Origin of the sequence: Mycobacterium sp. 1081908.1 (assembly GCF_001673535.1) — a bacterium.
Lineage (GTDB): Bacteria > Actinomycetota > Actinomycetes > Mycobacteriales > Mycobacteriaceae > Mycobacterium.
Genome location: NZ_LZLY01000131.1, coordinates 42,016 through 61,578 on the forward strand (window position 1 = coordinate 42,016; position 19,563 = coordinate 61,578).

The 19,563-nt window shown below is 68.6% G+C and carries 16 protein-coding genes and 3 pseudogenes; 8 read left to right on the forward strand and 11 right to left on the reverse strand.

The genetic code is table 11. The annotated features are described in order from the left end of the window. Nucleotides 1-28 precede the first annotated feature (28 nt). The 4 genes and pseudogenes from purH to A5655_RS21640 form a co-directional block, all read right to left on the reverse strand. A complete protein-coding gene (gene purH, locus A5655_RS21625; protein ID WP_067013577.1) occupies nt 29-1,597 on the reverse strand; it encodes a bifunctional phosphoribosylaminoimidazolecarboxamide formyltransferase/IMP cyclohydrolase in 1,569 nt (522 codons plus the stop codon). Next, nucleotides 1,594-2,223: a phosphoribosylglycinamide formyltransferase gene (gene purN / locus A5655_RS21630; RefSeq protein ID WP_067013579.1), complete on the reverse strand. Its 630-nt coding sequence runs from the start codon at nt 2,221-2,223 to the stop codon at nt 1,594-1,596. The genes purH and purN overlap by 4 nt, the downstream gene beginning before the upstream one ends. Before the next feature lie 192 nt (nt 2,224-2,415). Beyond that, a pseudogene (locus tag A5655_RS21635) lies at nt 2,416-3,604 on the reverse strand (DUF6350 family protein); the annotation flags it as partial. 39 nt (nt 3,605-3,643) lie between these two features. After that, nucleotides 3,644-4,558, reverse strand: a complete 915-nt coding sequence (locus tag A5655_RS21640; RefSeq protein WP_067013581.1) for a DUF5336 domain-containing protein — start codon at nt 4,556-4,558, stop codon at nt 3,644-3,646. Between the two features lie 215 nt (nt 4,559-4,773). Between A5655_RS21640 and A5655_RS21645 the strand changes: the two genes are divergently transcribed. Continuing rightward, nucleotides 4,774-5,622: an LLM class F420-dependent oxidoreductase gene (locus A5655_RS21645; RefSeq protein WP_067013583.1), complete on the forward strand. Its 849-nt coding sequence runs from the start codon at nt 4,774-4,776 to the stop codon at nt 5,620-5,622. A gap of 71 nt (nt 5,623-5,693) precedes the next feature. On the opposite strand, the gene sucD is transcribed toward A5655_RS21645, so the two are convergent. Together sucD and sucC are read right to left on the reverse strand one after the other, a co-directional pair. Continuing rightward, complete coding sequence (gene sucD / locus A5655_RS21650; protein ID WP_067013585.1) at nt 5,694-6,596, reverse strand: succinate--CoA ligase subunit alpha; 903 nt, start codon at nt 6,594-6,596, stop codon at nt 5,694-5,696. 15 nt (nt 6,597-6,611) lie between these two features. Continuing rightward, nucleotides 6,612-7,775 (reverse strand): ADP-forming succinate--CoA ligase subunit beta, encoded by a 1,164-nt coding sequence (gene sucC / locus A5655_RS21655; RefSeq protein WP_067013587.1) that lies wholly within the window; start codon nt 7,773-7,775, stop codon nt 6,612-6,614. Nucleotides 7,776-8,053: 278 nt separating this feature from the next. Here sucC and A5655_RS21660 point away from each other — a divergent pair, with 278 nt between their 5' ends. Together A5655_RS21660 and A5655_RS21665 are read left to right on the forward strand one after the other, a co-directional pair. Next, nucleotides 8,054-9,160, forward strand: a complete 1,107-nt coding sequence (locus A5655_RS21660) for a M23 family metallopeptidase (RefSeq protein ID WP_067013610.1) — start codon at nt 8,054-8,056, stop codon at nt 9,158-9,160. 1 nt (nt 9,161) lies between these two features. Next, nucleotides 9,162-9,722 (forward strand): hypothetical protein, encoded by a 561-nt coding sequence (locus tag A5655_RS21665; RefSeq protein WP_197508764.1) that lies wholly within the window; start codon nt 9,162-9,164, stop codon nt 9,720-9,722. An 85-nt stretch (nt 9,723-9,807) separates the two neighbouring features. Here A5655_RS21665 and pcrA read toward each other — a convergent pair whose 3' ends face one another. Further along, nucleotides 9,808-12,141: a DNA helicase PcrA gene (gene pcrA, locus A5655_RS21670; protein ID WP_067013589.1), complete on the reverse strand. Its 2,334-nt coding sequence runs from the start codon at nt 12,139-12,141 to the stop codon at nt 9,808-9,810. Between the two features lie 236 nt (nt 12,142-12,377). Between pcrA and A5655_RS21675 the strand changes: the two genes are divergently transcribed. Both A5655_RS21675 and pgi read left to right on the forward strand, forming a co-directional pair. Continuing rightward, nucleotides 12,378-12,695 (forward strand): chorismate mutase, encoded by a 318-nt coding sequence (locus A5655_RS21675; RefSeq protein ID WP_082978798.1) that lies wholly within the window; start codon nt 12,378-12,380, stop codon nt 12,693-12,695. A gap of 112 nt (nt 12,696-12,807) precedes the next feature. Further along, entirely contained in the window at nt 12,808-14,472 is a 1,665-nt protein-coding gene (gene pgi, locus A5655_RS21680) for a glucose-6-phosphate isomerase (protein WP_067013593.1), read from the forward strand. Nucleotides 14,473-14,475: 3 nt separating this feature from the next. Here pgi and A5655_RS21685 read toward each other — a convergent pair whose 3' ends face one another. The 4 genes and pseudogenes from A5655_RS21685 to cobF form a co-directional block, all read right to left on the reverse strand. Then, complete coding sequence (locus A5655_RS21685) at nt 14,476-15,225, reverse strand: SDR family oxidoreductase (protein WP_067013595.1); 750 nt, start codon at nt 15,223-15,225, stop codon at nt 14,476-14,478. Nucleotides 15,226-15,254: 29 nt separating this feature from the next. Beyond that, on the reverse strand, nt 15,255-15,725 hold the full coding sequence (locus A5655_RS28935; protein ID WP_231999234.1) for a zinc finger domain-containing protein: 471 nt from the start codon (nt 15,723-15,725) through the stop codon (nt 15,255-15,257). Nucleotides 15,726-15,875: 150 nt separating this feature from the next. Further along, a pseudogene (locus A5655_RS28940) lies at nt 15,876-16,118 on the reverse strand (DNA-formamidopyrimidine glycosylase family protein); the annotation flags it as partial. A 4-nt stretch (nt 16,119-16,122) separates the two neighbouring features. Continuing rightward, complete coding sequence (cobF, locus tag A5655_RS21695; RefSeq protein WP_067013599.1) at nt 16,123-16,866, reverse strand: precorrin-6A synthase (deacetylating); 744 nt, start codon at nt 16,864-16,866, stop codon at nt 16,123-16,125. 119 nt (nt 16,867-16,985) lie between these two features. Here cobF and A5655_RS21700 point away from each other — a divergent pair, with 119 nt between their 5' ends. From A5655_RS21700 to A5655_RS21710, 3 genes and pseudogenes are all read left to right on the forward strand, one after another. Next, entirely contained in the window at nt 16,986-17,891 is a 906-nt protein-coding gene (locus A5655_RS21700; protein ID WP_067013601.1) for a diiron oxygenase, read from the forward strand. A gap of 236 nt (nt 17,892-18,127) precedes the next feature. Next, nucleotides 18,128-19,069, forward strand: coding sequence for a DUF4873 domain-containing protein (locus A5655_RS21705; RefSeq protein ID WP_231999235.1), 942 nt, complete (start codon nt 18,128-18,130; stop codon nt 19,067-19,069). Nucleotides 19,070-19,331: 262 nt separating this feature from the next. Beyond that, nucleotides 19,332-19,563: pseudogene (locus A5655_RS21710) on the forward strand (sulfate transporter); the annotation flags it as partial.

Consider the following 19,563-nt stretch of genomic DNA (forward strand, 5'->3'; position numbering starts at 1 on the left):
AACGCCCCGCGCCCACGCGGTAAGTGTTCTAGTGCGCGAAGTGACGCGCCCCGGTGAGGTAGAGGGTGACGCCGACGTTGGCCGCCGCCGCGGTGACCTCGTCGTCGCGCACCGATCCGCCCGGATGCACCACCGCCCTGACCCCCGCTGCGGTCAGTGTTTCGAGCCCGTCGGGGAACGGGAAGAACGCGTCCGAGGCCGCGACCGCGCCGCGGACCCGGTCGCCGCCGCGTTCCACGGCCAGCCGGGCGGCGTCGACGCGGTTGACCTGCCCCATGCCGACGCCGACGGTCGCGCCGTCGGCGGCGATGACGATCGCGTTCGACTTGACCGCGCGGCAGGACCGCCACGCAAAGACCAGGTCGGTCAAGGTGTTCGGGTCGGCCGGTGAGCCGGTCGCCAGAGTCCAGTTCGCCGGGTTGTCGCCGTGCGCGTCGAGCTGATCCCGTTGTTGCACCAGCAATCCCCCGCTGACCGGGCGCAGCTCGGTGCCACCGGCCAGCGGCTCGGAGGCCACCAGCACCCGGATGTTCTTCTTGCGCGTCAACGCGTCGACCGCGCCCGGCGCGTAGGCCGGCGCGACGATCACCTCGGTGAAGATGGTGCTGACGTATTCCGCCATCTCGACGCTGACTTCGGTGTTCGACGCGATCACCCCGCCGAAGGCGCTCAGCGGATCGCATTCGTGGGCCTTGCGGTGCGCATCGGCCACCGACACCGACGAGATCGCGATCCCACAAGGGTTGGCGTGCTTGATGATTGCCACGCAGATGTCTTCATGGTCGAAGGCGGCCCGCCACGCCGCGTCGGCATCGGTGAAGTTGTTGTAGGACATCTCTTTTCCGTGCAGCTGTTCGGCCTGCGCCAGGCCCGGCCAGGCGCCGGGGTCGCTGTACAGCGCCGCCTGCTGGTGCGGGTTCTCCCCGTAGCGCAGCATCGCCGTTCGCCGCCAGCTGCCGGCGAGCCACTGTGGGAAAGCGGTGGGCGGATGCTCGGGCGCCAGCGTCGACTCCATCCAGCCGGCCACGGCGATGTCGTAGTCCGCGGTGTGCTGAAACGCCAGCGACGCCAGCCTTTTGCGCTCGGCGAGGGTAAATCCGCCGTTGCGCACCGCGGCGAGCACCCCGTCATACCCGAGCGGGTCGACCACCACCGCCACGCTGGGATGGTTCTTGGCGGCCGCCCGGACCATCGACGGCCCGCCGATGTCGATCTGCTCGACGCATTCGTCGATGCCCGCGCCGGAGCCGACGGTCTCGCTGAACGGATAGAGGTTGACGACGACCAGTTCGAAGGCCGCGATCCCGAGCTCCTCGAGCGCCGCGGCGTGCTCGGGCTTGCGCAGGTCGGCCAGCAGGCCGGCGTGCACCCGCGGGTGCAGCGTCTTGACCCGCCCGTCGAGCACCTCGGGGAAGCCGGTCAGCTCCTCCACCCTGGTGACCGGAATCCCTTTGTCGGCAATGGTTTTCGCGGTCGAGCCGGTCGATACGATTTCCACGCCCGTCGCGCTCAGGCCCTCGGCGAGCCCGATCAGCCCCGTCTTGTCGTACACGCTGATCAACGCGCGGCGAATCGCCCTTCTTGACTCGTCGCTCATCCTATGGTCGCCTTTCGTCCGGTCCAGGTCACGCCGCGGGTAGCGATCGCGGCCACCACGTCCACCAACAGTCGCCGTTCGATGACCTTGATGCGTTCGTGCAGGGTCTCTTCGTCGTCGTCGTCGAGTACCGAAACGGGCTCCTGCGCCAATATCGGCCCGGTGTCCATGCCGGCGTCTACCAGGTGCACCGTACAGCCGGTGACCTTCACACCGTAAGCCAGCGCTTCGGGCACGGCGTGCGCCCCGGCGAACGCCGGCAGCAGCGCCGGATGTGTGTTCAGGGTCCGGCCGCAGAAGCGTGAAAGGAATTGCGGTCCAAGTATTTTCATGAACCCCGCCGAAACGATGAGATCGGGCGAGTGCGCGGCGGTGGCGTCGGTGATGGCGGCGTCCCAGGCGGTGCGGTCGGGGTAGTCGCCGAGGCGGACCGTGAACGCCGGCAGCGACGCCGCCGCCGCGACCTCGGTGGCCCGGCATTCGCGATCTACGCCGACGGCGACTATCCGCGCCGGGTAGTCACCCGTGGCGGCTTCGACGAGGGAGCCCAGCAGCGAACCGGTGCCCGACGCCAGCACCACCACCCGCGCCGGCGCGCTCGGGGGCACGTGAAGCGGTTGGGGCACAACGGGGAGCCTAGTCGGGCGCCCCTGCGCGCCGACTCTCCGTCCAGCGCTACCTCGCCCGGCGTGTCGGCGCTGAGCGCAGACTCGATCACGACTGCGGCGGCGTCTCGTCGTCCTCGTTGACCGGCCGCTCCTCGTTATCGGCCTCGTCGGCCGGCTCGTCGAAGAGCTCCGCGAAGTCCGCCGGTTCCTCAGCCGCCGCAACGGGAGGGCTCTTGCGGCGCCTGAGCCGGATCGGCAAGATCCCGCCGGCCATCACGACGGTTATCCAGCCGACCACCGCGAACCAGAAGAACACGCCGATCAGCAGGGCCCCCTGGTCGACGCCGACGTGGCCGAAGTTGCCCAGCCGGCCGCTACCGCCGTAGGCCAGCAACGACATCGCCAGGGCCCCGGCGATCGAGGCGACCAGCAGTTTGGCCATCGCCGGCAGGAGCGGCAGCGCCCGCCGGGCGCACTGCTGTCCCACCGCCACACCGGACGAGGCACCCACGATGAGCAACGCGACCCAGACCGGACCCAGGGGCGGCGTGGGGGCCACGGCCAGGATCGGCAGCGCGGGCATGTCGCCGCCGAACACGGTGAACGGGCTGAACGTCGCGAAACCGAGGTGGGCGCTGGACCCGACGGCGACCGCCGAGGTGCCGACGATGACGTTGGGCGCGTACAGCACCGACAGCACCGTGAGGCTGAACTCGCCGAATATCGAATCGGTGATCCCGTAGAGCTCCTGCATCGTCGCCCAGTGCACAACGAGCGAGCCCGCGGTCACCAGGCCGGAAAGCCCGAGTAGCGCCAGCACACCGGCGACCGCGGCGCGCAGCGAATCACCGAGCCAGTTGGGCAGCGGCGATGCCGCCAACGCGCGCCGGCCCACCCGTGACCACACGCCGATCGCCGCGCCGATCGCGTGCACCGCCAGCACACTGGCGAACGCCCGAAGGGCGCTGGGCGTCTGCAGCTCGGTGATCACCGACGACGCGTCGTGGATGACCGCCAGCGCGATCGCCGCCATCAGGAGGGGCCCACCCAGCGCGGAGGCGATCACCCAGCGGACCACCAGCCACGACGAGGAGGGAGCCGTCGCCCGCGCGCTGCTGCGCGCGGTGCCCCACACCATCAACATGGCCGGCAGCAGCGGCAGGACGCCCAGTTCGCGGCCGCCGATCGAGATCGGCACCTGGTGCACCCCGAGCCACATGCTGGCGATGGCGCCCGGCGCGCCGGTCATGTCGCTGTTGGCGATCAGCAACTGCAGCAACGTGACCGCGGCGATGATGCCCAAGGCCACCACGGCCGGCGCGAACGCCACCCGGACAAGGTCGCGCGCCTGGCGAGCGCCAGCCGCCTGGCTGTCCGCGCTTTCCGACACCCTTGTCACTCTTGGCGCACGTGCCCGACTACGCGCGAGAGCGCAGGCTTAGGCCGGTGCCGCCGGCCCGGAGGGCGACTGCTGCTCCTGGCCGCCGGTGTGGCTGGATTGGTCGGCCGGGGCCGAACCCGCCTGTGACTCCGGGCCGCTCGCGTTGGACGACGGCGGCGGGCTGAAGCTGGGGAAGCCGGTGGGTGGGGTGGACGGTCCCTGCTGGTGCGCCGCCGGCTGGGGCCCGGATTGCGGCGAGGGCTGTGCACCGAAGCCGCCGGTCGACGTGGGGATCGCCTGCTGAGTCACGTCCTGGCTCGACGGATAGCCCCCGTACTGGGCGCCGTACCCGGAAGGCCGCGGCGGCTCCTGGTGTCCCGCGTGCTGCTGGCCGTAGTACGACGGCTGCTGGCCGTACTGCTGCCCGTACTGGCCGTATTGCCCGTACTGGCCGTATTGCGCGTACGGGTCGTACTTCGGCCGAGGGGCGGGCGCGGTGATGACGCCGGCGTCCAGCAGCAACGCGGCGATGGCGGCGAGCGCCTGGAAGATGCTGCAGGCGACCAAGGGCCACATGGCCCAGCCGATCGCGAAACCGGCGGGCGTGTTGACGGTCTCGGTGATGGCCAGCAGCGCACCCAGCACCGCGATCACCGCGACGATTCCCACGTAGCTCTTGGCCTTGGGCAACAAGCTGATTCCGGCCAGCAGGGAAGCCAGCACCGCGACGATGACCGCGGTGCCCGCATCGCCGGCGCGTCCACCGCCCGGACCGAGGTCGGCGCCGATGGTGAACGTCGGTCCGAAGTTCAGCAGATACACCGCGATGCCGAGCACCACCACGGCGACGTTCAGGACCAGCGGAAGCTTGCTTTCGCCGTCGTCGGTCTTGGCGAAGGACGGCGTGCCGCCGGCATAGGAGCCCCCGGGCTGCGAGGGTTGGTATCCGGGGCTACCGGGCGAGTAGGTCATGACTCCTCCTGTTGCTTCCCGTGTCTTGGGGTGTCTCGGCGGTGTCGCATTCACGCGCGACGCCGAGTCGCCGGGCGCGCCGCTTCGAACACCTTCCCCATGTTGCGTTGCGACGCGATCGATCACCCACGCTAGCGCACGTCCGGGCGGCCGTGCCGGGACGCCGCGCCTGCGCAGCTTGCCCCGCGCCGGTAGAACACGTTCTAATCCTGTGCATGGATTACGGGCTCGTGCTTTTCACCAGCGATCGCGGCATCTCCCCCGCGGCGGCCGCCAAGCTTGCCGACGACAACGGCTTCCACACGTTCTACGTGCCGGAACACACCCACATTCCGGTCAAGCGCGAGGCGGCGCATCCCACGACGGGCGACGCGTCGCTGCCGGACGACCGCTACATGCGCACGCTGGACCCCTGGGTAAGCCTGGGCGCGGCGTGCGCCGTCACGTCGCGGGTGCGCCTGTCGACCGCGGTCGCGCTGCCCGTCGAGCACGACCCGATCACGTTGGCGAAAAGCATTGCCACCCTTGACCATCTGTCCGGCGGCCGGGTCAGCCTCGGCGTCGGGTTCGGGTGGAACACCGACGAGCTCGCCGACCACGGGGTGCCGGCCGGGCGGCGCCGCACCATGTTGCGCGAGTACATCGAGGCGATGCGCGCGTTGTGGACGGAGGAAGAGGCCGCCTACGACGGCGAATTCGTCAAGTTCGGTCCCAGCTGGGCCTGGCCGAAGCCGGTGCAGTCACACATTCCGGTGTTGGTGGGCGCGGCCGGCAACGAGAAGAACTTCAAGTGGATCGCGCGCAGCGCCGACGGCTGGATCACCACACCCCGCGACTTCGACATCGACGAGCCGGTCAGGCTGCTGCAGGACACCTGGGCCGCCGCGGGCCGCGACGGCGCTCCGCAGATCGTCGCGCTGGACTTCAAGCCGATCCCCGAGAAGCTGGCGCGGTGGGCCGAGCTGGGCGTGACCGAGGTGCTGTTCGGTTTGCCGGATCGCCCCGAAGACGAGATCGCCGCCTACGTGGAGCGGCTGGCCGGCAAGCTGGCGGCAGCCGTCTAGCGCGAGCAGACACAAGAGCGCCGCGACACGCCGGTCAGCGGGGGCTTTTGGGTCTGGTCGCGCAAAGAGCGTTACAGGCTCTTCAGGATCTCCCGGGCCAGCGCGGCCGTCTCCGACGGGGTCTTGCCGACCTTGACGCCCGCGGCCTCCAGGGCCTCCTTCTTGGCGGCCGCGGTGCCCGACGAGCCGGACACGATCGCGCCCGCGTGGCCCATCGTCTTGCCCTCCGGCGCGGTGAATCCCGCGACGTAGCCGACGACCGGCTTGGAGACGTGGGCCTTGATGTAGTCGGCCGCGCGCTCCTCGGCGTCGCCGCCGATCTCACCGATCATCACGATGACCTTGGTGTCGGGGTCCTTCTCGAACGCCTCGATGGCGTCGATGTGGGTGGTCCCGATCACGGGGTCCCCGCCGATGCCGATCGACGTCGAGAACCCGAAATCGCGCAGCTCGTACATCATTTGGTAGGTCAGCGTGCCGGACTTGGACACCAGCCCGACGGGACCCGAACCGGTGATGTTGGCCGGGGTGATGCCCACCAGCGCCTGACCCGGGGTGATGATGCCGGGACAGTTCGGGCCGATGATGCGCGTCTTGCCGCCCTTTTCCACGTTGTAGGCCCACGCAAAAGCGGTGTCCTGCACGGGAATTCCCTCGGTGATGACTACCAGCAGCGGGATCTCGGCGTCGACGGCCTCGATGATGGCGTCCTTGGCGAACTTCGGCGGCACGAAGATGATCGACACGTCGGCGCCGGTTTCTTTCATCGCCTCCGCGACGCCGCCGAACACCGGCAGCTTGACGATCCGGCCGCCCTTGTCCTCGTGCGTGACCGTGGTGCCCGCCTTACGCGCGTTGACGCCGCCCACAATCTGGGTGCCCGCCTTGAGCATTCGGGCGGTGTGCACGGTGGCCTCGCTGCCCGTGATGCCCTGGACGATGACCTTGTTGTCCTTGTTCAGAAAGATCGACATGGTTTCCAAGTCCTTTCAGGCGCTCGCCAGTTCGGCGGCCTTGTCGGCGGCCTCGTCCATGGTGGCCACCAGCGTCACCAGCGGGTGGTTGGCCTCGGTCAGGATGCGGCGGCCCTCTTCGACGTTGTTGCCGTCGAGGCGCACCACCAGCGGCTTGTTGGCTTCGCCGCCGAGGATTTCCAGCGCCTTGACGATGCCGGTGGCCACGGCGTCGCAGGAGGTGATGCCGCCGAAGACGTTGACGAACACACTCTTGACCTGTTGGTCACCCAGGACCACGTCCAGCCCGGCGGCCATCACCTCCGCCGAGGCGCCGCCGCCGATGTCGAGGAAGTTGGCCGGCTTGACGCCCCCGTGCTTCTCGCCGGCGTAGGCGACGACGTCGAGGGTCGACATCACCAGGCCCGCGCCGTTGCCGATGATGCCGACCTGGCCGTCGAGCTTGACGTAGTTGAGGTGGTGTTCCTTGGCCTTGAGCTCCAGCGGGTCGGTGGCGTCGCGGTCCTCGTACTCGGCGTGGTCGGGGTGGCGGAAGTCGGCGTTGGCGTCCAGCGTGACCTTGCCGTCCAGCGCGAGGATCCGGTCGTCCGGCGTGCGGACCAGCGGGTTGACCTCGACCAGCGTCGCGTCCTCGGCGACGAAAAGCTCCCACAGCTTGGAGATGGTGACGGCGGCGGCGTCGAGCACCTCGGCCGGCAGGTGGCCCTGCTCGGCGATGGACCGCGCGGTCGCCTCGTCGACGCCCTTGACGGCGCTCACCGGCACCTTGGCCAGCCGGTCGGGCTTGGTGGCGGCCACCTCCTCGATCTCCATGCCGCCCTCCACCGAGCACATCGCCAGGTAGGTGCGGTTGGCGCGGTCGAGCAGGAAGGAGATGTAGTACTCCTCGGCGATGTCGCTGGCCTCGGCGACCAGGAGCTTCTTCACGATGTGGCCCTTGATGTCCAGGCCGAGGATGTTCTTGGCGTGTTCGTACGCGTCCTCGGGGGTGGCGGCGTACTTGACGCCGCCCGCCTTGCCGCGGCCCCCGATCTTGACCTGCGCCTTGACCATCACCGGGGCACCGATCTCCTCGGCGATGGCCTTGGCGCCCTCGGCGGTGTCGGTCACCCGGCCGGGCGTGCTCGGTACGTTGTGCTTGGCGAACAACTCTTTTGCTTGATACTCGAAAAGGTCCATGGGCTCACTGTCTTCGGTCGGCTTGCTGCTAGGCCTGTACGTGGGCGGCGGCGCCGGATTCGGCAACTCGCACGCTGGCACTGTATCCACCCGCCGAACGCCTGCTACCGTCGCGTCCACCGATGTGGCACACCTCACGGCATACCGGCAAGCCTCAAAAGTGATGCGAATCACAATATTCGTCGGGTTCTTGGCCCGAGGTTGCCAGCCCCGTCGGTTAGCGGATACCTTCCTAGGGTCCAGATAACGTTATGGTCACGATACGAGGACAATTCAGCTTGTCGCAGCACCGTTTAGCCCGTCCTTCTGCCGTGTCAACCGGCGTCGTGAGGGTCGGCCGCGCGGCCGGGGGCCGATGGACCGAGGCGAACCGAAACGAAGTCACCGAGATCCTTCCCCTCGACGGATTCGACTTCGACGACCTGGAATTCGCCGACGAGTCGGGTGATCTCGGCGACCTGGACTTCAGCAACGACTCGACCTTCGACAACGAGGCTCAGGTGCTGCTGGCTCCCGAGCTCGACGACCTGCACGACATCGACGACCTCGGTCCGCTGTTGCTGGCGGCGCCCGCGGCCGTGCCCGTCCCGGCGAGGTTTCAGCCCGAAGCCCCGGATGTCGACGCACCTCGTCCCAATCACTCGGACATCACCGACGTCATTCCCGCGATCCGGCGCGGCGGGGCGCACCGCAAGCAGCCAACCAGCGCGGCCAGGGGGCGCCTGCTGATCTCCGCGATGGCGGCCGGGGCGGCGGCCGCGGCGGCCCACACGGCGACCAGCCACGCCGACACCCCCAAGACGGAGGCCGTGCTGACGGCCAACGCGTCGGCGATGACCGGCGGGGCGGGGCCGAACACCATCCGCGGCGCCCAGGTGATCGCGGTCCAGCCCGCGGCCAACGCCGCGGTGCACAACGAGGAATTCGCCAGGGGCGTGGCCTTCGCCAACGACCGCGCGCAGCGCGAGGCGCGGTTGCAGCAGCCGCTGTACGTGATGCCGACGAAGGGCATCTTCACCTCCAACTTCGGGTACCGCTGGGGTGTGCTGCACGCCGGAATCGACCTGGCCAACTCGATCGGCACCCCGATTTACGCGGTGTCCGACGGCGTCGTCATCGACTCCGGACCGGCCGCGGGCTACGGGGCGTTGGTCAAGCTCCGCCATGCCGACGGCACGGTCACGCTCTACGGCCACGTCAACACGACGCTGGTCAGCGTCGGCCAGCGCGTCATGGCGGGTGACCAGATCGCCACCATGGGCAACCGGGGCAATTCCACCGGCCCGCACCTGCACTTTGAGGTGCTACAGGGCGGCACGGAGCGGATCGACCCCGTGCCGTGGCTCGCAAAGCGGGGACTTAACGTCGGCAATTACGCTGGCTGAGGTGAGTTCGCCCAACGATCCCCCTGTCCCGCCGCCCGAGACCGCAGCACCCCCCTCGGAATCGCAGACTCGGATCATCCGGCGGGCCCCGACCGGGCCGATGCCCGTCGTGCCGGAGTCCCCGACCACCCACATCCCCCGGCAGCCGCCCTCGTACGAGGCGCCGGCCCGCCGCGGCGGCCTGCCGGGCCACGAACCCAGCGGCCGGACCGCCGTCGCCGCCGCCGCGGTCAGCATTGTCAGCGGCTGGGCCACGTCGGTGGTCGCCACCGACCTGATCGCCGGGTGGTGGCGCACCGACCGCCTGTTCTGCATCGCGGTGGCCTTTCTCGCGCTGGTGTTCGCTATAACCACCGTTTCGGGTGTGATCTTGCTGCTGCAGCATCGGCCGGTGGGGCGCTACCTCATTGCGGCCGGCGCGGTGGTCGCCGTGCTGACCTACGGCGGCGTGTTCATCGCCGGCGCGCGGGTGGCGTGGATCGTGTACACCCTGTGGCTGCTGCCGGTCGCCAGCGTGGTGCTGGCGTTTCACCCGCAAACCAAACGCTGGCTGTCGGCCTAGCCAAGCCCTCCGCGCCGAACGTGTTCTCAGGGCGAAAAATCCGCGAAAAATTCGCCGTGGCTGCACGCTCGGCGGCGCACCGGGCTTAAAGCTTGCTGACCGGGGCGTGGTTGTGCATCAGCTTCACCCTGCCCGCGCTACCGAAGTCGATCAGCGACATGGCCGATTCGCCGACGCCGGAAACCTCCTCGACCCGGCCGAGCCCGTACTTGTCGTGGGTCACCCGATCGCCGGGTTGCAGCACCAGCGGCGGGCGTTTGCTCGCCCCAGAGCGGGTCGGCGACGGGCGCGGCGCGCCGAACCGTCCGGCGCCGCTCACCGGCGCACTGAACGACGGCGCGGGCGCGCTGCGCCGCCAGTCGATGAGCTCCTGCGGAATCTCGCGCAGGAAGCGCGATTCGGGGTTGAGCATCGGCTGTCCCCACGAGGACCGGACGATGGCCCGGCTCACGTACAGGCGCTGGCGCGCCCGGGTGATGCCGACGTAGGCCAGCCGCCGCTCCTCGGAGAGCTCGGTCGGATCGTCCAGCGACCGCATGTGGGGGAACATCCCGTCCTCCCAGCCGGTGACGAACACCACCGGGAACTCCAGGCCCTTCGCCGTGTGCAGCGTCATCAGCGTGACCACGCCGGCGCCGTGCTCGGGGATGTCGTCCGCGTCGGCGACCAGCGACACGCGTTCCAGAAACGCCGCCAGCACACCGGTGTCCGGGACGTCCTCGTCCTCGAGTGGCGACTCCGACTCGTCCAGCGCCGCCGCGTTGGCCTGATCCGTACTGAATTCGTGTGCGACGCTGACCAATTCGTTGAGGTTGTCCAGCCGGGCCAGCTCCTGCGGATCGGTGGAGGACTCCAGCTCGTTGCGGTATCCGGAGCGCTCGAGCACCAACTCGACCAGGTCGCCGAGGTCGTCGTCGAGGTGGCCCCTCAGGTCGTCCAGCAGCTCGACGAAACCCGCGATCGCCTTCTCCGCGCGCGTATTCAGCATCGGCACTTTGCCCTCGGCCGCGGCCACCAGCGCGTCGGCGAAGCTGGCGCCGGTGTTCTCGGCGTACACGCTCACGCACGCCTCGGCGCGATCCCCGATGCCCCGGCGCGGCGTGTTGAGGATGCGCCGCATGCTGACCGCGTCGCCCGGGTTGTCCAGCACCCGCAGGTAGGCGACGATGTCGCGGATCTCCTTGCGCTCGTAAAACCGCACTCCCCCAACGACTTTGTACGGAATCCCGGCGCGGATGAAGACCTCCTCCAACGACCGCGACGAGTTGTTGGTGCGGTAGAACACGGCCACGTCGTTGTAGGTGATCTCGCCGCGCTCCGCGAGCGCATCGATCTCCTCGGCCACGAACCTTGCCTCGTCGTGCTCGTTGTCGGCGACGTAGCCGACGATCAGCTCGCCGGCGCCGGCATCGGTCCACAGTCGCTTCTCGCGGCGCCCGGAGTTGCGGGCGATCACCGAGTTGGCGGCCGACAGGATGTTCTGCGTGGAGCGGTAATTCTGTTCCAGCAGAATGGTTCTCGCGTCGGGGTAGTCACGCTCGAAGTCCTCGATGTTGCGGATGGTGGCGCCGCGAAACGCATAGATCGACTGGTCGGCGTCGCCGACGACGCACAGCTCGCCGGGTGGCACGCCGTCGATGGTCTCGGTGCCCACCAATTCCCGGACCAGCACGTACTGCGCGTGGTTGGTGTCCTGGTACTCGTCGACCAGCACGTGCCGGAAGCGCCGCCGGTAATACTGCGCGATCTCGGGGAACGTCTGCAGCACCGCGACGGTCTCCCCGATCAGGTCGTCGAAGTCCAGGGCGTTGGCCGCCCGGAGCCGCCGCTGGTACTCGCCGTAGACGGAGGCCACCGTGCGGCTCAACTCGTCGGAATCGTCGGACAGGTTGGTCACGGCGTCGTCGGGATAGATCAACTCGTTCTTCAGGTTGGAGATCGCATTGGCCAGCAGCCGCGGCGAGTAGCGCTTGATATCCAGCCCCATGTCGCGGCCGATCATCTGCAGCAGGCGCCGCGAGTCGTCGGCGTCGTAGATCGAGAAGTTGGAGTTGAGTCCCTTGATCAGCGACGCCTGGTTGCGCAGGATGCGCACGCAGGTCGAGTGGAACGTGGACACCCACATCGCGCGGGCCCTGGGGCCCACCAGCCGCACCACCCGTTCGCGCATTTCCGCGGCGGCCTTGTTGGTGAAGGTGATCGCCAGGATCTGGCCGACGCCGACGCCGCGCGCCGCGATCAGGTAGGCGATGCGCCGGGTCAGGACGGCCGTCTTGCCCGAGCCCGCGCCCGCGACGATCAGCAGGGGCGAACCCTCGTGCACCACCGCCTGACGCTGCTGCGGGTTGAGCCCGTCGAGCAGCTGCTCTGCTTCGGGGGCGGACTTGGCATCGGGATTACTGGTCGCGTGCACACTCATGTCGGTCCAAATTTACCGCCGCCCGCCGACGACTTCGCTGGCCAGGCCCTTCGGCGCGGCGCGCCCATTTTTGCGTGGTCGCGGCCCCTAGTGGCACACTCGGTGAGTGCTCAACAGGCAGTGGCGATTTTTCTACGGGTACCGGCCAGCGGTGCCCGTGGCGTAGCTGCTTTCGCAGAGCCCCGTGGTCCGCTTCCGGATTCGGGGCTCGTCTCTTTTGTGAGGCCCGATAACGGATGAGACCAGAACCCCCACATCAAGAGAATGCGGAGTTGGCAGAGATGAACATCGAGATGGTCGAGTCCCACGAGGACACCGACATTGACGCGTTGCGCCAGGAGATCGACCGGCTGGACGCCGAGATCCTCGCCGCGGTGAAGCGGCGGGCCGAAGTGTCCCAGGCGATCGGCAAGGTGCGGATGGCCTCCGGCGGCACCCGGCTGGTCCACAGCCGCGAGATGAAGGTCATCGAGCGTTACAGCGAACTCGGTCCGGACGGCAAGGACCTCGCGATGCTGCTGCTGCGGCTGGGCAGGGGCCGGCTCGGCCACTGAAGCCGGCGGCAGGGCGGCCACACCTGGCTGCCTCGCGCCGGGCCGCTTAGGGTCGAAGCATGACCCGCGTCGGCGACGATGCAGAGCTCTGCGATGAGGAGGAGCGGCGCCCGTGACATCCGTGCAAACCATCCCTGACATCACCGCCACCCCGGCGTGGGACGCCCTGCGCAGGCATCACGAACAAATCGGCCAGGACCATCTGCGGCAGTTCTTCGACGACGATCCCGATCGCGGCCGCGAGCTCACCGTCACGGTCGGCGACCTCTACATCGACTACAGCAAACACCGCGTCACCCGAGAGACGCTGGGGCTGCTGGTCGACCTGGCCAGGACGGCTAATCTCGAAGAGCGCCGCGACCAGATGTTCGCCGGCGTGCACATCAACACCTCCGAGAACCGGGCCGTGCTGCACACCGCGCTGCGGCTGCCCCGCGACGCCCAGCTGGTCATCGACGGCCAGAACGTGGTCGAGGACGTGCACTCCGTGCTGGACGCCATGGGCGACTTCACCGACCGGTTACGCAGCGGTGAATGGACCGGGGCCACCGGGAAAAAGATCAGCACGGTGGTCAACATCGGGATCGGCGGGTCGGACCTGGGCCCGGTGATGGTCTACCAGGCGCTGCGCCACTACGCGGACGCCGGGATCTCGGCACGCTTCGTCTCCAACGTCGACCCGGCCGACCTGGTCGCGAAGCTGGCCGACTTGGACCCTGCCACAACGCTTTTCATCGTCGCGTCGAAGACCTTCTCCACGCTGGAGACGCTGACCAACGCGACCGCCGCGCGCCGCTGGCTGACCGACGCGCTCGGCGACGCCGCGGTGTCCAAGCACTTTGTGGCGGTTTCCACCAACAAGCGCCTGGTGGACGACTTCGGCATCAACACCGACAACATGTTCGGGTTCTGGGACTGGGTCGGCGGGCGTTATTCGGTCGACTCGGCGATCGGGCTGTCGCTGATGGCCGTCATCGGCAAAGAGGCGTTCGCCGATTTCCTGTCCGGATTCCACATCGTCGACCGGCATTTCAAGACCGCCCCGCTGGAGTCGAACGCGCCGGTGCTGCTCGGCCTGATCGGGCTGTGGTACTCCAACTTCATGGGCGCGCAATCGCGCGCCGTGCTGCCGTATTCGAACGACCTGTCGCGCTTCGCCGCCTACCTGCAGCAGCTGACCATGGAATCCAACGGCAAGTCGACCCGCGCCGACGGCACGCCGGTCACCACCGACACCGGCGAAATCTTTTGGGGCGAACCGGGAACCAACGGCCAGCACGCGTTCTACCAGTTGCTCCATCAGGGCACCCGGCTGGTGCCGGCCGATTTCATCGGCTTCAGCCAACCCGTCGACGACCTTGCCACCGCCGACGGCACCGGCAGCATGCACGACCTGTTGATGAGCAACTTCTTCGCCCAGACGCAGGTGCTGGCGTTCGGCAAGACCGCCGAGGAGATCGCCGCCGAGGGCACCCCCGCCGACGTCGTGCCGCACAAGGTGATGCCCGGAAACCGGCCGTCCACTTCGATTTTGGCCGACCGGCTCACCCCGTCGGTGCTGGGCCAGCTGATCGCGCTCTACGAGCACCAGGTCTTCACCGAGGGCGTGATCTGGGGCATCGACTCGTTCGACCAGTGGGGTGTGGAGCTGGGCAAAACGCAGGCCAAGGCGTTGCTTCCGGTGATCACCGCCGACGCCTCACCCGCGCCGCAGACCGACAGTTCGACCGACGCGCTGGTCCGTCGCTACCGGACGGAGCGGGGACGCACGAGCTGATGACTACGCGAACAGTTTCGTAAGCGGCGGCGGCAGCACCCGCATCAGCTGCACCAGGGCAGCCCACGGCCACCACGGCACCACGGCGCGGCCGGGTTCGCGTTCGATCGCGTCGACCAGCGCCCTGACGCCAGTTTCGTTGTCCACCATGAACATTGTGCTCTCCGACTTGGCGGTCATCTCCGACTCGATGTAGCCCGGCTCGATCAGCGAAACCTTGATCGGGCCGCCGCGGTATTCGGCGCGCAGCGACTCACCCAGCGAGCGCATCCCGGCTTTGCTTGCGGCGTAAGCGGCCTTGACGCCCGGCACCCCCTTGTTGCCGAGCACCGACGAGATGAGCACCAGATGGCCGGACCCGCTCTCGTTGAACATCTCCAGCGCGGCCTCGATCTGGATCAGACCGGCCACCAGGTTGGTCTGGAGGGTTTTCCTGTTCGCCCACGGCTTGCCCGAACCCAGCTTCGCGCCATGGCCGATGCCGGCGTTGACGACGATGCGGTCGACGCCACCGAGCTCGTCGCTGATTTCGGCGAACACCTTCGGCACCTGCTCGTGGTCGTTCACGTCCAGTGCAGCGACGGCGATCTTGATTCCCGGATACCGTTGTGTCAGTTCGGTCTTCAGCTCGTCGAGGCGCTCGGTGCGACGGGCGCACAGCCCCAGGTCGCGGCCCTTGGCGGCGAAGGAGCGCGCCATGCCGGCGCCCAGACCGGAACTGGCGCCGGTGATCAGGATCTTCTGGCGAGTCACCCGGGCAGCATATCGACCGTCGCCGGCGGCTACTTGAGCAGCCGCGACAAGCGGCGGTCGGCGAGCACCTTGCCGCCGGTCTGGCACGTCGGGCAGTACTGAAAAGACTTGTCCGCGAACGACACTTCGCGCACCGTGTCCCCGCACACCGGGCAGGGCAGCCCGGTGCGGGCGTGCACGCGCAGGCCGGAGCGCTTCTCCCCCTTGAGCGTGGCGGCGCCCTGGCCGACGGAGCGGCTGACCGCGTCGGTCAGCACCGAGATCATCGCGTCGTGCAGGGCGGTCAGCTGTTCGTCGGAGAGCTTGCCCGCGGTGGCGAACGGCGAGATCTTCGCGACGTGCAGGATTTCGTCGCTGTAGGCGTTGCCGATGCCGGCGATCACCTTCTGGTCGGTGATTACGGTCTTGATCCTGCCGGTGTTGCCAGACAGCACCCCGGCCAGGTCCTCGGGGCCGAGCTCCAGCGCGTCCGGCCCTAGGGCGGCGATGCCCGGCACCAGCTGCGGGTCGTCGACCAGCCACACCGCCAGCCGCTTCTGGGTGCCGGCCTCGGTGAGGTCGAAGCCGGGCGCCGCACCGGGCGTGCCCAGGTGCACCCGCATCGCGATCGGGCCCTTGCCGGGGCGCAGCGGTGCCGCGGCCAGCTTGTCGGACCACCGCAGCCAGCCCGCGCGCGACAGGTGGGCGATCATGAACAACGGCCCGGCCTGCACGCCCAGGTACTTGCCCCAGCGCAGGGCCCCCGTCACGGCCTGGCCGTGCAGCGCGCTGATCGGCGGGTCGAAGGTTTTCAGCACCGAAAACGCAACGACGTCGACGCGTCCGATCGTCGATCCGACGGCGTGGCGGCGCAAATGGTCGACCAGCGCTTCGATCTCGGGGAGTTCGGGCACGCCTTCAGTCTGCCGCTCTGAGCAAATAGGTGTCCATGATCCAGCCGTGCCGGGCGCGGGCGTCGGCCCGCAGCCCCGCGATGCGCGCCCCGACCTCGCCGACGGTGCCCGCGATCAGCAGCTCGTCGCCGGTGCCTAGATAGGCGCCCCACCAGATTTTGGTTTCGGGCGGGCAGGTCTGGAACGAGCATTTGGCGTCGAGCATCACCACCGCCGAGCCCGACAGGCCGTGCGCGCGCAGCTGCCTGCCCGTGGTGAACAGGACCGGCTCGCCGACGTCGTTGAGCGGGATGCGGTGCCGGGCGGTCAGCGCCTGGACCGCGGTGATGCCCGGAACGACGTCGTGGGTGAAGTCGAGCTCGGCTGCGACGGCGTCGAGGATACGCAGGGTGCTGTCGTACAGCGACGGGTCGCCCCAGGCCAGGAAGGCGCCGACGCCGTCGACGCCCAGTTCCGCGGAGATGGCGTCCGCCCAGACCCGCGCCCGCGCCGCGTGCCAATCCGCGACCGCCTCCCGATAGTCGGCCTCCGCGGACCGCTTGGGATCGGGCAGCTCGACGAAGCGGTATCCGGGCTCGCGGATGAACCGCGCGCAGATCTCCCGTCGCAGCGCGACCAGGTCGCTTTTCGCCTCGCCCTTGTCCATCGCGAAGAACACCTGCGTGTCGTTGAGCGCCTCGATCGCCTGGACGGTCACATAGCCCGGGTCGCCGGCCCCGATGCCGATCACGTGAATATGCCGACCCAAGAAGCCCTCCTCACTGCTTAAATCAGATTGCCGAATCGAGACCTCGAAGACCTAGCCGGGACCCTAGGTACCCGATACCATGGGTACCGTCTGCAGCACCCAATGAAGGGACGCGCACCATGACGACCGCGGTGAAGCCGGGCGGGCCGAGTCGTGAGGAGTTCTCGGACCGATTGCTGAAGGGCTCGGTCAAGAAGTCCTACGAGCCGGTGGTCGACATCGACTGGGACGCGCCGCTGGATCCCGACAAGTTCTACCTGCCGCCACGGCTGGTGTCGTTGTACAACACGCCGCTGTGGGACGAGATGACGCGCGAACAGCAGATCGACCTTTCCCGCCAGGAACTGGTCAACACGCTCTCGGCCGGGATCTGGTTCGAGAACATGCTCAACCAGTCGTTGCTGCGCACCATCTTGCACGAGGACCCCACCAGCTCCTCGACGCATTACAAGCTGACCGAGTTGGGCGACGAGACCCGCCACATGGTCATGTTCGGCAAGGCCATCGAGCGCATCGGTGCGAAGCCGGTGCGTCCCAGGCTGTTTCACCGATGGATCATCAACGCGCTGCCGCTGGCGTTCCAGCGGGGCTCGATGCTGTGGATGGCCGCGCTCATCGGCGAAGAGATCTTCGACTCGCTGCAACGGCAGATGATGGACGACCCCGAGCTGCAGCCGATCATCCAGCGGCTCATGCGAATTCACGTCACCGAAGAGGCCCGCCACATTCAGTTCGCCCGCGACGGCGCGCGCAAGCGTGCCGCCGAGATGCCGCGGCTCAACCGCTGGTTCATGGCCAACATCAACGGGCTTGGCGGGTACTTCTTCAACTACCTGTTCAGCAATCCGATCCCGTACGCGCGGGTGGGCCTGGACGCGAAGCGGGCCCGAAAGATCGCGCGCACCAGCCAGCATCGCCGCGAGATGCAGGTCGCCGGCTTCGCTCCGCTGGCGGCGTTTCTGACCGAGGTGGGCCTGCTGGGCCCGATCGCGCGCCGCGCCTGGAAGCGCAGCAGATTCCTGTGACCCAGCCGCCCGTGCGCTGCCATCGGGCGCTCGTCGTTGGAGCGGGAGACAGCGCACGGGCGGCCCTGCAGGAGGCCGGCGTCCCCGAGGTCACGACGCTCGGCGGCGAACTGCTCGGCTCACGGTTCGACGACGCCACCCAAACCTGGCTGCTGACGACGAACGGCGGCGAGACGGTGCGGGCCCGCGTCGTGGTGGCCGCCCACCCGCCGGCGCGGGTCCCGTGGCTACCGGACATCGCCGGACGGGACGGCTTCCTGGGCGAGTCGTTCCACGCGGCGCAGTGGCCGGCGGGTTTCGACCCGGTTGGCAAGCGCGTCGCGGTCATCGGCGCCGATTCCACCGCCGGCCATTACATCCCGCGGCTGATCAAATCGGCGGCCTCGGTCACGGTCTTCGCGCACCCCCCGCGCCGGGTTGTCGACGAGCTGCCGCTGCCCGCCACCCGCGCCAAGCGCTGGTTGCGCCGCCGCATCCGGCCGGCCACCGACGCCCAGGCTCGGCCCGCGCTGGTGCGATCGGCCGTCGTCGCCATCACCCCGTCGCGCATTCGGACCGCCGACGGCGCCGAACACGACGCCGACGCCATCGTCTACGGCACCGGGTTCGCGATGCCCGACACGATCTCGGGCGAGACGGCCTGGCACGACGGCATGGAGCCCTACTTCGGGGTCGCCCTTCGCGGCTTCCCGAACTACTTCTTCCTCGGCGGGCCCGACACCGGCGCGCAGGCGCGCTACATCGCCGAGTGCGTCGCACAGATGGACCGCACCGACAGCACCCGCATCGAAGTGCGCCGCAGCAGCCAGCGGGTGTTCAACGAACGCGTCTACGTGCGCGCCGCCGAGCCCCAGCCGGTGGCGTCGGCCTTCGAGTTGACGTCCGGCGCAATCGGGCATGACGCGACCTACGAGGGCGCGGCGACGCTGACGATCGCCGGATCCGACCATCCGGTGCGCGTGCGTCTCGCCGGCCACCTGGACCCGATCGACGGCCACTACCACTGGCAGGGAACGGTCTTCGGGTCCGCGACGCTGCCCGGTGAATCGCTCAAGCAGGCACGCACCGCGACGCTGACGGTCGGCGAGCGCAGCGCGCCGGCCCGCATCATCGAGCGGACGCCGTGGGGCACGCACACCGTCGCGGGGGTCGGCGCTCCGCCGTACGCGCTGAGCTGACCCGCGCGGGGTATTTCGCAGGTTTGCCGATCGTGGCGTCCGGGTAATCGCGTTAGTCTTATTTTTCATCTCGTGGGGGCGGGATAATCGGCCGAATTCCAGGAGCGGGGGATATGGCAGCGGACGGCCGGATAAGGAAATCGCATCCGCCTTCTTTCACGTTGGGAATGCGGGGGCCTAAATTGCTATTGAGACACGCGGACCCGGATGACACGGCTTGCCGGGTCGCGGTCGGCGAGGATAAAGCCCTGACGCGAAAGGGGTGGCTGCGGTGAGCGCGGTAGCTGAGTCACCGAGTTCGCTGGCCGTTGCGACGCGCACCGAGCAGTCGGTCGTCGTGCTCACGGTCGAGGGCGTGCTCGATAACAGCAGCTCCGCGGCGCTGCGCGACATCATCACGAAGGCCACGCTGGACGAGCCGTCCGCCGTCGTCGTCAACGTCTCCAAACTGCAGGTGCCCGCGGAATCGGCCTGGTCGAGCTTCATCGGCGTGC

Excerpts from the sequence above, each read along its gene's own strand:
- purH (WP_067013577.1), bottom strand. The coding sequence starts at position 1,597 with ATGAGCGACGAGTCAAGAAGGGCGATTCGCCGCGCGTTGATCAGCGTG.
- sucD (WP_067013585.1), bottom strand. The coding sequence starts at position 6,596 with ATGTCGATCTTTCTGAACAAGGACAACAAGGTCATCGTCCAGGGCATC.
- A5655_RS21645 (WP_067013583.1), top strand. The coding sequence starts at position 4,774 with ATGGATTACGGGCTCGTGCTTTTCACCAGCGATCGCGGCATCTCCCCC.
- pcrA (WP_067013589.1), bottom strand. The coding sequence starts at position 12,141 with ATGAGTGTGCACGCGACCAGTAATCCCGATGCCAAGTCCGCCCCCGAA.
- sucC (WP_067013587.1), bottom strand. The coding sequence starts at position 7,775 with ATGGACCTTTTCGAGTATCAAGCAAAAGAGTTGTTCGCCAAGCACAAC.
- A5655_RS21700 (WP_067013601.1), top strand. The coding sequence starts at position 16,986 with ATGACGACCGCGGTGAAGCCGGGCGGGCCGAGTCGTGAGGAGTTCTCG.
- A5655_RS21640 (WP_067013581.1), bottom strand. The coding sequence starts at position 4,558 with ATGACCTACTCGCCCGGTAGCCCCGGATACCAACCCTCGCAGCCCGGG.
- A5655_RS21675 (WP_082978798.1), top strand. The coding sequence starts at position 12,378 with ATGAGACCAGAACCCCCACATCAAGAGAATGCGGAGTTGGCAGAGATG.